The following is a 13,069-nucleotide window of genomic DNA, read 5'->3' as shown; positions in this document are numbered from 1 at the left end:
TTGCCATGCAATACAAATCCATATTCCATCTGCTGTAATGCACTGCTTTATTGCCGTTTTTAAATTATTTCCTATTTCTTGAAAATATCACTTTACCTCAAGTTAACTTGAGGTTTTATCATCTTCTCCAATCCAAAAGTATCAAGCATCACCTTGTCATTTTTAAAGAAATGTTTCTAACCGAATTCGAGGATAAATAATGAAAGTATTAGCGATTGGCGCGACCAACAGCAAAGCATCGATTAACCAACAATTGGCAGCGTACACCGCAAGCTTAGTTGAGGGCGCACACGTAGAGGTGCTCGATCTTAATGATTTCGAGATGCCCATTTACAGTGAAGGCAGAGAAAAAGAGTCTGGCGTTCATCAACATGCGCAGCGCTTTTTTAGCAAGATTGGCGAAGCAGACGCGGTCGTGATCTCCTTTGCTGAATACAACGGCTCATACACAGCCGCCTTTAAAAACGTATTTGATTGGGCATCGCGTATTGATATGAAAGTATATCAAGGCAAACCAGTTGTTATGCTCTCCACATCACCAGGCCCAGGCGGCGCAAGCTCTGTGTTGTCGTCTGCGTTAAATTCTGCACCTTACTTTGATGCTGATGTGAAGGGTTCGATGTCGGTGCCGAGTTTCTACGATAATTTTAATGTAGAAACAGGAGAAATCACGAATCCTAAAATGGCAGAGAACTTGAAATCCATCATGACTCAGATCTAGAAATCGAATGACCTTAAATTAGACAAAGCAGCCATATTCGCAGCTGATTTTCGTTGAGCCTGTTGTCAAAGTTTAAGGGCATTAATTAGTTAAGATGAGAATTGGTCGTTATTATAAAGTTAAAGTAAACTTTAAATATTTATGATCTCAAGGATAGTGTCGTAATGAGAAACATTGTATACCTCACCATAGGCCAGTTGGCAGAGCGCAGTGGTGTTGCCCCTTCAGCGTTACGCTTTTACGAAACTAAGGGGTTGATTGCTTCGATTCGTACTAACGGCAATCAGCGTCGTTATCAGTCAGCGATGTTGCGTCGAATTGCGTTGATACAAGTGGCGCAGTCGATAGGCTTCACGCTGGAAGAGATCACCGAAGAGTTATCCACACTGCCGATGAACCATACCGCGACTAAGAGAGATTGGGAACGCGTTGCGAAGAAATGGCAGGGGCAACTCGACAGTAAGATGGCGCAGATTAAATCGCTCCAAGAGAACCTAACAGGTTGTATCGGTTGTGGTTGTCTGAGTATGCAGAAGTGCCAACTGTTGAACCCTGAAGATATCCTGCATGACCAAGGACAGGGTGCACAACGCATTGTTGACTAGCATTAACTGAGTGCCCGAAAGGCATGGGGCAACGAACTAAGTTTCAATTGTTTACTCAATGGGTTGCAACCGGTATGAATGGCATCGTGCCAGTGTTGAAAACGGCCCCGGAGCGAGAGGCTCTGACGAACGTCGTCTTTACATGGCCTATTTGCGAGATCCTGACGGAAACAAGATCTGTGCAACTCACTTTATGCCATAGTGGCGTATACTTAGGTAACATGGACTGTTAAGGATCGCTGGCGAATGCGAAGAACCAACAAAATGACACCTAATGAACGGTTTTATGAAAGCTTTGAGCGTTGCAGGATAGATGAAGAATTTCTAGAAACGTTTTTGGCGGACTTCTGCGAACACAACCCTAGGTTTTCTGAGCGATTTGAAAACATAGGGCTAGAGCAACAAACCAAGATGCTTAAAGCTTCAATCATCCTCATCCATAACTCTTCTGGCCTATCCAGTGTGCGAAACTCGGTGAAAAAACTGGGTAAGCGGCACAAAGATTTAGGGATGGACATCTCTGAACAAGAACTTAACGACTGGTTCAATTCGTTGCTCAATACCGTTAAAAAATACGACCCGCATTATAACGAGCAAGTTGAACAAGCTTGGACAGAAACGCTCGAAGCTGGCTTAACTATTATGAAGAAAGAGTGTGTCGCGGAATCAAAATGTGTAACGAAATAAGCCTCGTGTTCTATGAGGCTTACTTCCGTTTACGTAGATCTACTTTAAGTTGCCATACACGTGGCGAGTCAATGGTGCTTTTTAGTCATCGATCATTATCTTTGGATGCATGTAAGTATCTGAGTTAATCACCAAGTGGTAGTTGATAGCTGTTTTTCAACTCTTTAACCGAGATATTGGACTGAATCGCACTTACACCTTTCACTCGCCTGATCGAGCTAATACGCTCAAAGTACTCTTCCAAATCTTTCGCTAGCACTTGAATCATATAATCAGCGCCGCCTGCAATACAGTGACACATAGGAATCCAATCGGTGACTTCGACAAACTCTTCAAACGGTTCTGTGTTTTCTACTTCATGGTTACCCAAGGTCACAAGAGTAAAACCAGCCACATGAAAACCAAGCTTTTTGCGGTTTAACTTTGCGGCGTAACCATCAATATAGCCGGTCTCTTCCATACGCTTCCAACGTCGCCAGCATGGAGTTTCACTGAGGTTAACCTTTTCTGCGAGCTTACTGTTGCTCATGCGTCCGTCTAGTTGGATATGTTCTAAGATAGCGATATCAGTGTCATCTAACACTTCTTTGGTGGATTCTTTCTGTTTCATGATTTTTTCGGGAAAATATTGCTCAAATTTGCATTAATATTAGCCTATATAGCAATTTAATTCCTAGTCGAATCTGTAAACTCTCTCCGTATAAATACTTTACTTATTAGGAGTGAGAGGAAATGAGCTCTCAATTAATGCTGGCGTTCTTGCTATTTTCAACTTCAATTGCAATTACACCTGGAGCAGGCAATATCGCATTACTTGGGATTTCAAGTCGTTATGGGTTTGCAGCGACTTTACCTTTTATCTCTGGGAATGCTGTTGGCATCATAATCGTACTGGCGGGGGCCAGTGTCGGATTGGTGAGTCTATTTACCCTTTACCCAGATCTTTATAACATTTTGAAATACGCGGGTGCGGCTTACTTGCTGTTTATGGCGTGGTCGATTGCGAACATGCAAATCGAAGAAAGCACGACTGATAATCGCTCGGGCTTTATGTCAGGCGTTTTGGTGCAGGTGTTAAACCCTAAAGGTTGGATTGCTTCATTAACCGTGTTTTCGCAGTTCATCACCCCGAATGCAGATTACTTGATCCAAGTAGTGACTATTATCGCGGGTATGGTTATTACCGGAGTGCCTTGCATGTTGGTGTGGGCGTACTGTGGAACCATGCTTAAAAAGTTACTGCAATCGCCAAAGCAGATGATGTTTGTGAACCGTTGCTTAGGCGGCAGTCTCGCACTTGTGGTTGCCTTTATGCTTTATCAACCGGTATAGGCCACAGCTTTACAAGATTGCTGCACTAGAGTTCGAGTCACCGGCTGGTGGCTCGAGTTTCCCTGGTGAATGACGACTCTCTCAGTTTCATTTCGTACTTCTTACAAATCGATTCAACTAATAACCTAATCAACAACACATATCTTCGGTATCTTTCATCTTCAAATTGATAAATAACAAAAAATTATCATTAATATAATTTATGATAATTTCATTTGATTAACCTGTCTATCTATACTCTCTTTATCGAAACGAAACACCGAAGCTAATCTTCGGAAAGCACAGAATTAAAAACGAATTTGGAGCAAGTTATGAAAATGAATCACGTAGGCATCATGGTTGGTGACATGGACAAAGCAGTCGAGTTTTACACTAAGGCTCTGGGGCTAAGAATCGTAATGAACAACACTAAGGTTATGGAAGAGCGCGAATCAGCAATCGGCCGTATGTGTATCGCAGTATTTGGCGAAGGCTTCAAAGGCTTCAACATTGCACACCTAGTAACATCTGATGGCATCGGTGTTGAGTTGTTCGAAATGAAAGAACGCCAAGAGCGTCACGAAGTTGATTTCTCTCGTCTAGGCATCTTCCACTTCTGTCTGCAGCTTCCAAAAGAGCAGTTTCATTCAGCTATTAAGCGCGTTGAAGAGTATGGCGGCAAGGTTCGTATGGACATCATGCGTTACCACCCAGAAGACGAACTAAAACAAGCACAAATGGTTTACTTAGAAGACCCGTTTGGCAACCTATTTGAATTCTACTCGCACACATACGAAGACACGTACGCGACTGATTACGAGTAATCGCGCTACCTACCTGTCGTAAGGTAGAAACCGAAACTCCCCCTAAAAAGGATTGGTAGAGATACCAATCCTTTTTTGCGTTTCTTTGATGGGAGAGGAGAAGGGGCACTTAATATTAGAGTAGGGCATAAATCAATCTGTCTTCGGGTGTTCTTTGAACCGCGGTTTGTTTGTGTTGAATGACTAATAAACAAAAATATTTAAGACGTTGTTAAAGTTTACGTTTTAAGGATAAAACCTTTCATGAGCATGACGGAAGAAAGCGTAGTTTATGGAAATATTGCGGGCTCATACCGAATGGTAGCCTTGATAGAGCTGTGACTATACTCAGCACAATATTACTAACCAACAACAACGAAAATAGAGAAACATGCAGAGATTAGTGTTCCCAAATCACATGAAGAAACGACATATCATCTTTACCGCTCTTATTCTTATGATATTAGCCGGATGCACCTCAACGTCGGCTGTCGGCAGTTCTAAAACAAAGGGCTATGCCAAGTCACATGCTCTAGTGGGTAAAGCTTCTTGGTATGGCGATAAGTTCCATGGAAAACTCACAGCAAGTGGTGAGACATACAACATGAATGCCTACACAGCGGCTCATAAAACCTTGCCCTTTGGGACGATCGTGAGAGTGACTAATACAGGCAATAGCAAGTCGGTCGATGTGAAGATTAACGATCGAGGTCCTTATGTAAAAGGCCGAGTTATCGACCTTTCTCACAAGGCATTTGCACAAATAGGTAACGTTAAGAAAGGCACTGTGCCTGTCGAAATTGAGATTGTTGATGACAGCAATACTTTTAGGTACAAGCACTAACCACCTTCAAATACTCTTTTGAATTGTCAACCACAACTATAAACGGTACTAAGAGCTAGGCTGGAACTGGTTAGTAATCAAAAGTGAAGTTGTATTCGTTAAACAGGCTCACATCTTACTAAACTTGTGAGACATAAAATGGCCTACAGTTAAGTTGGGAATATAGAATTGAGTTGCTCCGCCAGGTAAGCCTTGCGAATTACCTCTCATTTCAAGCGCTGTATTTCTTTTGGATTGTGAGCCTGCATCAATCCGGTCCATCCCTTTAAAACCGCCAAACCAAGCATAAACCGGAGATTTTAGTCTCATTTCCAGTAAGTAATCCAATGAACTCCAGTTCTCTTTGATAACTGAGGTCAAACGTCCCCATTCTCTAAGAGATACGCCATTTCGCTGCGCAATTTTTTTCTTTTGTTCTAGTCCTGCATCATGTTGGAAAGGGTCGGTTGGTGACCACCATGGTGAGAGTGTGGTCTCGTCTGTAATTTCGCCTCGCCCTAAAGTTGGATAACCATTGAATTTATATATTGATGTCCCAGCTGGAAGGAGTTCTCTAGTGGGTTGGCCATATTGTAATTGAAAGGCATCTCTTACAAATGTTCCAGGGCCAGTTGGTATGGAGCCAACAATACTCCAGTCTAAATTATGATTTAGTATCACTTTAATACTCCTGCGTGATTCAATATAAATAGTTGAATTTGCGAATCGAATAACTGTCTGAAAAATAGATATTATTTATTTACAATATCACCACCAAGCATTACCTAGCAATATCACTCAGTGTTCATATATGCTTCGGTTTTAATGCAATTGACAAGTGTGTTGGAGGCGTGAGTTGATTCGCTATGTCTATATTTCCCCGTCGAAAATCTACATATAGGATGATTTGCCTCGAAGTAGGACTAAAAATAAGTGAATGAAGGAGATTATCAAATCGACTTTCAACGCTGAACCAACAAGCGACATGTTAACTCTGGAAGGCGTCACTTCTCGTAAGCGACAGATTGGCCCTGAAGTTCAAAAAGCAATTGAGAGCTTATAAGTATTAAGAGAGTTTGGAAAAGGGATTGTTAGAGATACCCCCTTTTTTTTGATAAGCTAATTAACTTGGACTTTAGGACTAAATTCACCAGTGTTTTCGTTGGCAAAATACTAATACCCGCATTGTATAAATATGGTAAAAAGTAGAGTTTGGTTGTTTATATGAAGTGTATAAATAAAAATTTCTTTTTATTTGAGTAGAAATGCACTTTCTGTTGTCCAAAACACACAATGTTTCTACCTAAAGGATTTTATTCTGTATGAGAAAACTAATAATAACAGCTCTTTGTCTTTATATATCTGGCTGTGCAACCAACGGTGCTGTCTGCATTCCTACAGGAGTTAGTATTTACTGTGGTAGTGGTGTCTAATATAAGCAATATCAATTGTGGACAACCAACAGTCAATTAATCTTAAAAATTATTTCCATTAGAATTATAGCCTTGTTCGGTTCTCAACCAAAACTCAGAAAGATCTTCAAATAGGTCGTCGTTGTCTAAGATACTTAAATGGTTTTCGTCGTATCCGAAAATTTGGTCGGCGTTTAATTGAGCTGGGCGCCAAAGCTGGCTTGATAGGTCAATTACGCCATCATTACTGTTGGTATTAAATAGCTCCCCCGAATTGTATCCAAATGCTAAAAAGTGCGGGGTATGGTTTTTAGTCTTACTACCAAATAACTCGGCGATAAATTTTCCGTCTGGATTTAAATCTACCCAGGCTGGCATCACGATAGGGGAGTATTCAACCCCTTGCTTGGCGGATGCCACACCACCAAACGGGGAAGATATGGTGGTGATGCTACTGACAAAATTGCACAACTGCCCGATTTGGCACTGACGAACACTGTTTGTCACGATAAGCCCACCCATGCTGTGCGCCACCACGTGTAATTGTTGGATCTTGTATTCCGTCACTATGGTATGCAGTAGGTTATTCAAGCCTTTCGAACTTAAAACCAGAGATAAGCCAGAAGGGTAGTTGAATACCCATATTTGGTATTTAGATTGATCGATTTTTTCGATTAATGGAGCAAAATCTAAAGCGGTTGCGTTGATACCATGTACAAATAATATAGGGATTTTAGTTGGGTCGTATTCCGACAAAAAGTAGAGTCCAGCATTGCCTTCAAAAAAGAATGTTACCGGCTGCCACATGCCGAGCTTAGCGTTTTCTCGCTTAAAGGGCGGATCCGTTAAACTCACAACGGTGCCTATATCGACAAGATCCAATTCCACTTTCAGTAAAGAAGACAATGAGCGATTAACAAAGGCACTGGGCATGTTATTTTCGTCAATGGTGAGTGAAACTCTTACTGTAGAATTGTCTTGGTGATCATGCAGATTAACGACACTGAATGGTTCGTCAGCTTGTAGGGTTAAATCTTGGTTTTTATCATCAAAGACAAGTAGGTAGTGTATTTTTCTAGATAGCTGCAATTGAATACTGTCGCTATCTATTATGCCATCATAGCCATCAACTTCGCTTTTATTGATATCTTTTATCTGTTGAATAACGACGGCTGAGCCCGACGCTGGTTCGGTCAAAATGATTTGGTACTGGTCGGTATAGGCATCAATTGCGTCTATCTCATTAGATAGATTTCTAAAATTACCACACCCTGATAGCACAGCACTAAATAACAGTACGAAAAATAATCGTCCAGTAATGAACTGCCTCATTCTAATCTCCATGTCAATAAGCTTCGTCCTTCAATCAACAATTTTATACATAAACAAACTGCATGAGTTTTATAGTAGCAAGAAAACAGAGAGTTAGATCATATGTTGTTCTTGAGCATGTCTTTAGATCGCGTCGGTAGTTTCATTACTGATGTAGGAAGCGTTTAGTTATTGGTTCTTTTACCTGAACCCAAAAGCAAACAACCAAGTTAGTAACCGTGGTTATTTGCCTTAGATTTGTTTTTTGTGGTCAAGGAACAAGAGCTTTTAGAAGTTAAAGCGTGTTTTTGTACACCTTACCGTCTTTCATGATCAATTTTTGTGTCTCTGTGTTCGCCACACACGCAACACTTTCCAGTGGGTTGCCGTCGATGATCAATAGGTCGGCATACGCGCCTTCAACAATCTGACCTAGCTTGCCTTCTTGAGCATCAATCGTTTCATCGGCAATCGTTGGGTCAATCTCTCCAATCTGAGTGATCAAGTTATCTTCGATAAGAAGTGATACGTTCTCGATTAGGTTGTTATCAACACCGTTAAATACGTTCGCGTTCGTGATTAGTTTTTTCATAGTCTGCACCTTTTGGATATGAGTTCGTGTCGCTGATGGAGTCATCATATGGGGAGCGGTAGTGGAAGAATGGCCATTTGGTGACACATAATGACGAGACTTATCTTTTGGTGCTTCTTTATATTTTGAAAAATTGCTTTATAGAGGGAAGCGAATTATTGGTGTGATAAATGATCAATCGATAAAAACTAATAATTTCGAATGGAATGGTTGTGGTGTCACCAAATGGTAAGTTTTGCTCCGATTCGAACGCTAAGATGTATTTCAAATCGAGGCTACTTATCCAATGAGAGAGAGACAGAATGACTAAATCAGACAAAGTTTATGGGTTCAACACTCCACAACGTTTATTCGTAGGTTACACGTTAGCCGTGCTGGTGGACTTAGTAGTGCTTAACTTTTTCGATGAGTACTGGGACTTCGTCAACATTGAGTCTTTCACTATTTCTTTGATAGCGGCGTTGCTGCTGCAGTTATTGTTGAAGCTCTCAATTGGCTTAGAGCACAAGATTGCCGAGCACTTCAAAAGTAAACCGGGGACCGCACCTAAGGTTTACCGAGCAATCACTACTTACATCATCTTGGTGGGTTCAAAGTTCGTGATGCTAGAAGCGATTAACTTATTGTTCGGCGAGAAGGTGAGCTTTACAGGGCCTTGGAATGGTGTCGTGGCGTTCTTCGCCGTGGTATTTACGATTCTGATTGCTGAAGTGATTGTATCGAAGATCTACTTTGCTCTTGATGATAAACAAGAATCAAACTTGAAAGAAAAGACAGCATAAGTAGAATTAAACAGAGAGGAGTTCGGAATGAACCCTCAATTGAAAAGGGTTGGCATGTTTGCCAACCCTTTTTGTCTTTTAGCCATCCCACACATCAGAGTGGGCGACTAATTCAGCTTATGCAGACCGATTAATTAGTACTTAACTTGGTAGTTCAGAGTGTAAGTACGGCCGCGGCCTTTGTAGTCATACGCCGCTGAGTCGTAATGAGACGAGTAAAGGATTTGAGCACGTTGACCCCAAACTGTGGTGTAGTCTTTGTTCAGTAAGTTTTGAATACCAAAACCTAGACTACCGACAGGAAGCTGGTAGGTACTCACTAGATCAAACACGGTGTAGCCATCAAGTTTGTTTTTGTCGTCTTCGTAATCAAACATAGTTTGGCTTTGTACTTTTACAGATAGGTCTGTGTCATACCAACCTGCCCAAGCACTTGCTTTAGAAGTACTTGCACTTCCTGCAGATACATCTTTCCAACTGTCGTTACCTTTCACTTCAGAGGTGACGTAGTGACCAGAAGCACCCAGTTGAATGTTGTCATGTACCCAGTAAGAAGCCATCGCCTCTAGCCCGTATACTCGCTTTTTGTCATTGATGTTTTCAATCAGCAGTGTCTTTCTGTTGTACTTCACTGATTTGTCAGATTGTGAGTAATAAGCCGCGGTTTGCAAGCTTAGCTCGCCAGTATCAAGGCGGTAACCTAACTCGAAACTGTTGGTTTTGATACCAGACATTTTTGAGTCATTAACGTTGATGCTGTCGTTGAGTTTCCAGTGATCGCCAACGAGCTTGTAGCTACCTTGTCCGTAGTATTTAGCTGGGTCTGCAAGGTCGAAGCCCTGTGAGAAGTTTGCCCAGACTTGAGACTCGTTAGTGAGGTGGTAGATCGTACCTAGGTTAAATAAGCCAACACCGTAATCCGTTTCACCACCTGGTACTGCGTCTGCTGTTTTTCCTTTACCTGCAGCAATTTTCTTCTGCTGGCTGTAGCCGACAAAATCATCAATCTTGTTAGAGATGTATTGGTAGCGGAATCCACCTTCCACCGTCCAATCATCGGTGATCGCATAGTCAGATTGTACAAAGCCCGCGATAGAGCTGACTTTAACACCTGCATAGCGACCCACTTGTGCATAGGTCTTGTTAATTAAGTTGCCTGAATTGTTCGCAATGGTGCGATCGTAAAGCGCTTGATTGCTATCAAGCTGATCTTGATACGCATCGATACCATAAACAATATTGAACTTATTGAAGCTCTTAGCCAGTGCTGTTTTTAATGAAATAACATCGGTAATTTGTTGACCAGAAGATTGGAAGTAAGGCGTGTAAGTTTGGTCTTCTTTACGGTACGAAGCTTCAGCAATAAACTGATGCCCAAGGAATTGATCATCGACGTAAGAGGCACTCAGCATGATGCGCTCAGTTCCGTGTTCGCGATCCGAGTAAAACCCTTTGCGTACGTCAACAAAATCGCGCCCGGTGATGTATAGGCCGTAAGGAGAGTTCTGCTGGCTATCGTAATATTGTGCTAGGAAGTTGAGCTTTTTGGTCTCAGACAGGTTCACGCCGACAGTTGTCAGGAAATCTACCGTCTTGTTGAACTGCAGTGAGCCTTGTGAAATGTCAGGAGTAACAATATCGCCATCTGCATCGAATACACCTTGTGTCTCGGTGTAAACCACAGAAGAGCGAGCTTGAACTTTGTCGTTACCGCCAGAGATAGATTGACCGACTTTGTAATCGAAATCTTCACCTGAATTAAAGCCCGATGAGCCACCGACATAAGATTCGAATTCTAACTCTTCACCTTGCGCTTTTTTGGTGATGATGTTGATGACACCACCAGAAGCACCGGCACCGTAGATAGACGTTGCGCCCGATAATACTTCGATACGATCAATATTAAATGGGTCGATGGAATCTAAGTGACGGCTGATTTGGCGAGAGGATTGCAGTGATACACCATCAATCATGACGAGCATCTTACGGCCACGTAGATTCTGACCATAGTTAGTACGGGCGCCGCTGCTTACATCTAAAGAGGGGATGCTCGCCGATAGAATTTCGCCTAGTGATTTACCACCACGGTATTCCTGTTCGATTTTATCGGCGTCGATGTACCAAACGGTTCCAGGGATATCGCTGATCGCTTTAGGCGTTCGGCTAGCGACAACCACCATGTTTTCTTCGGTTGTGTATTCTTGTGCTTGGGCTGTAAACACTGTGCTTGCTGCGACAATCGCTAGCGCAACGGTGGAAAGCTTGAAACTTCCTTTTTCGGTTTTCATTTTGTTCTCAATCTTGATCAATAAAAGGCTGCACAAAGACTCATATTTGTGCGATGACTTTGTTATTTTTATAAGTAAACAAGCGTTCATCTTTACTGGTTAGTAATAAATGAAGCCTCCTAAATTAGAAAAGAGGTTAACCGTGGTCACTTACTTATGGCCCCAAACATACTCATCTCGATATCTTTCAAGTTTGTATACGTTCGCATTCACGCCACCTAAGCGGTTACTACTCCCATAGTTAAAGTACGAAGCATTATCGTTAAGTTTATCAATTCTAAATAAGAATCATTATTATTGTGTTTTTGTTGCGAAAATACAATATGAAAATGCAATTTTCTTTTATAGATTTGGAATTAGTTGCTTGGCAGGGTTGTTAGCCACAGGGAAAAGTAGGGATAGTGCCTTGTACCGTAAGTGTTGAAGCGGATGTGAAGCCTACAATTCAGCAGGTGTTAAGTGCAGGAACTATCGTGATAGTGAGGTAAGAAGTCGTGTTTTTTATGGTAGAAGGACACGATAAAGGGCAGCCATGATTTGACTGCCCAAGTGGTTAACTGTTTTTTGCCATGATGCTGTTGATTAAACTTTCTCGCTGCTCCATAGAGACTGTCATTACGTCGTTGTAGGTACGTTTCATGACACGAATATCATTTTCCAGTAATTGAGCTAATTTTGTCGAAGCCGTTTGGTTGTTACCTTCGAGCACCAACTCGATGATCTCTAGGCGACGCTGACATGATTTAGTGACTGAAGATTGAATGTGCATCGAAACCAGATCGGTCGCTTTACGCAGGCGATTATGTTGCTGCATGGTGCTTAATAAAAAGCGGTTTCCTGAACATGCGGCAAGCAGCTCATGAAACTCGGCACTGAGGCTAAAGAGTTGGCTGGCGTTGACAGATTCTGGGTTCGCAATAGCTTGAGCATGGCGATCTCGGCAGCTTTCAATCACACTGTTATCAAGTGTCCATGTTGGTTCGAGTAGGCCTGCAGGCTCGAAAATGAGTCGGCATCGATAGCTTTCAGTGTGCCTTTCTAGTGTATTTAGAACACCATCAAGCTGCCATTTGTATCCTGGGCTACGACGAAAAATGCCGTCGCTTTCCAACAGGCGTAGCACGCTTTGCATCTCACCACGGTTGGCATCATAACGTTGTTGCAGGTCTTTCTCGGAAAACGACTGACCTAACTCACTAAAGAATAAATCCATGAGTACACGCAGGTATAACTGTTCTTGGCGAGGTTGTTGGTCGTTGTCTTGGCCTGAAATGTCGATATCTGCCGCATCGGTTTGCAATACCGCTCCCTTATAAGGGACGACTTTAGTGATGCCTTGCGCTGACAAGTGCTTTAACACTGCTCGAATAGGGCTTCTCGATACTTCGAATTGTTGTGCCAATGACGATTCGTTAAGGCTGCTTCCCGCTTTCGCGTCGTCGGCTTTTAGCCTTGCGATGACCTTGAATAACAAATTTTGTTGGAGCTTTGTAATTGTCGTTATGTCCATGACGCTCAGAGTATGTGTTTAATCTTGATTCCATGGTAAACACAAAAAGGCTTAAATACCATAAATTGTGTTTTTGTAACCAAAAGACAATGTTAATCGACCTGTTGCAATGGATAGGTTGGTTGGTAATTTAGCGGTTTATTGGGAATTGATCGGTAATTGATAGCTTTGTTGGCAAGTGTGTTAATGAGTAAGTAAGAAGAGAGCCCGCTTAAAGCCTCGAC

12 protein-coding genes and 3 pseudogenes are annotated in these 13,069 nt (G+C 42.1%); 9 read left to right on the top strand and 6 right to left on the bottom strand.

The genetic code is table 11. The annotated features are described in order from the left end of the window. Window positions 1–199 precede the first annotated feature (199 nt). The 4 genes and pseudogenes from Q5H80_RS09590 (at window position 200) to Q5H80_RS09575 (ending at window position 2,013) form a co-directional block, all read left to right on the top strand. On the top strand, window positions 200–721 hold the full coding sequence (locus tag Q5H80_RS09590; RefSeq protein ID WP_304564587.1) for an NADPH-dependent FMN reductase: 522 nt from the start codon (window positions 200–202) through the stop codon (window positions 719–721). 164 nt (window positions 722–885) lie between these two features. After that, entirely contained in the window at window positions 886–1,326 is a 441-nt protein-coding gene (soxR, locus tag Q5H80_RS09585) for a redox-sensitive transcriptional activator SoxR (protein ID WP_009847217.1), read from the top strand. Between the two features lie 91 nt (window positions 1,327–1,417). Continuing rightward, window positions 1,418–1,528, top strand: a pseudogene (locus Q5H80_RS09580) (VOC family protein); the annotation flags it as partial. A 62-nt stretch (window positions 1,529–1,590) separates the two neighbouring features. After that, window positions 1,591–2,013 (top strand): globin, encoded by a 423-nt coding sequence (locus tag Q5H80_RS09575; protein ID WP_304569403.1) that lies wholly within the window; start codon window positions 1,591–1,593, stop codon window positions 2,011–2,013. A 124-nt stretch (window positions 2,014–2,137) separates the two neighbouring features. Here Q5H80_RS09575 and Q5H80_RS09570 read toward each other — a convergent pair whose 3' ends face one another. Further along, window positions 2,138–2,623 carry an Lrp/AsnC family transcriptional regulator gene (locus Q5H80_RS09570; RefSeq protein WP_304564586.1) on the bottom strand — a complete coding sequence of 162 codons (486 nt, stop codon included), beginning with the start codon at window positions 2,621–2,623 and terminating at the stop codon, window positions 2,138–2,140. Window positions 2,624–2,745: 122 nt separating this feature from the next. Here Q5H80_RS09570 and Q5H80_RS09565 point away from each other — a divergent pair, with 122 nt between their 5' ends. The 3 genes from Q5H80_RS09565 (at window position 2,746) to Q5H80_RS09555 (ending at window position 4,971) form a co-directional block, all read left to right on the top strand. Then, the gene (locus tag Q5H80_RS09565) at window positions 2,746–3,345 is read left to right on the top strand and encodes a LysE family translocator (protein WP_304564585.1); all 600 of its coding nucleotides are present in this window, start codon (window positions 2,746–2,748) and stop codon (window positions 3,343–3,345) included. Window positions 3,346–3,656: 311 nt separating this feature from the next. Then, on the top strand, window positions 3,657–4,148 hold the full coding sequence (locus tag Q5H80_RS09560) for a VOC family protein (RefSeq protein ID WP_029222246.1): 492 nt from the start codon (window positions 3,657–3,659) through the stop codon (window positions 4,146–4,148). Between the two features lie 370 nt (window positions 4,149–4,518). Continuing rightward, on the top strand, window positions 4,519–4,971 hold the full coding sequence (locus Q5H80_RS09555) for a septal ring lytic transglycosylase RlpA family protein (protein WP_304564584.1): 453 nt from the start codon (window positions 4,519–4,521) through the stop codon (window positions 4,969–4,971). A gap of 108 nt (window positions 4,972–5,079) precedes the next feature. Here Q5H80_RS09555 and Q5H80_RS09550 read toward each other — a convergent pair whose 3' ends face one another. Then, on the bottom strand, window positions 5,080–5,631 hold the full coding sequence (locus tag Q5H80_RS09550; RefSeq protein ID WP_102257807.1) for a hypothetical protein: 552 nt from the start codon (window positions 5,629–5,631) through the stop codon (window positions 5,080–5,082). A 262-nt stretch (window positions 5,632–5,893) separates the two neighbouring features. On the opposite strand from Q5H80_RS09550, the pseudogene Q5H80_RS09545 reads away from it, so the two are divergent. Then, a pseudogene (locus Q5H80_RS09545) lies at window positions 5,894–6,013 on the top strand (manganese-dependent inorganic pyrophosphatase); the annotation flags it as partial. Window positions 6,014–6,425: 412 nt separating this feature from the next. On the opposite strand, the gene Q5H80_RS09540 reads toward Q5H80_RS09545, so the two are convergent. Both Q5H80_RS09540 and Q5H80_RS09535 read right to left on the bottom strand, forming a co-directional pair. Beyond that, complete coding sequence (locus Q5H80_RS09540) at window positions 6,426–7,694, bottom strand: triacylglycerol lipase (protein WP_304564583.1); 1,269 nt, start codon at window positions 7,692–7,694, stop codon at window positions 6,426–6,428. Window positions 7,695–7,968: 274 nt separating this feature from the next. After that, window positions 7,969–8,121, bottom strand: a pseudogene (locus Q5H80_RS09535) (amidohydrolase family protein); the annotation flags it as partial. Window positions 8,122–8,567: 446 nt separating this feature from the next. Here Q5H80_RS09535 and Q5H80_RS09530 point away from each other — a divergent pair. After that, on the top strand, window positions 8,568–9,047 hold the full coding sequence (locus tag Q5H80_RS09530) for a hypothetical protein (RefSeq protein WP_012604442.1): 480 nt from the start codon (window positions 8,568–8,570) through the stop codon (window positions 9,045–9,047). 134 nt (window positions 9,048–9,181) lie between these two features. On the opposite strand, the gene Q5H80_RS09525 is transcribed toward Q5H80_RS09530, so the two are convergent. Both Q5H80_RS09525 and Q5H80_RS09520 read right to left on the bottom strand, forming a co-directional pair. Beyond that, window positions 9,182–11,335 (bottom strand): TonB-dependent receptor, encoded by a 2,154-nt coding sequence (locus tag Q5H80_RS09525; RefSeq protein WP_304564582.1) that lies wholly within the window; start codon window positions 11,333–11,335, stop codon window positions 9,182–9,184. A gap of 553 nt (window positions 11,336–11,888) precedes the next feature. After that, entirely contained in the window at window positions 11,889–12,845 is a 957-nt protein-coding gene (locus Q5H80_RS09520; RefSeq protein WP_304564581.1) for a GntR family transcriptional regulator, read from the bottom strand. Window positions 12,846–13,069: the final 224 nt, after the last annotated feature.

The organism is Vibrio sp. SNU_ST1 (genome assembly GCF_030563405.1).
Classification (GTDB): Bacteria; Pseudomonadota; Gammaproteobacteria; order Enterobacterales; family Vibrionaceae; genus Vibrio.
Note: the sequence above shows the minus strand (reverse complement) of the source record. Positions and strands in the feature narration are given on the sequence as shown.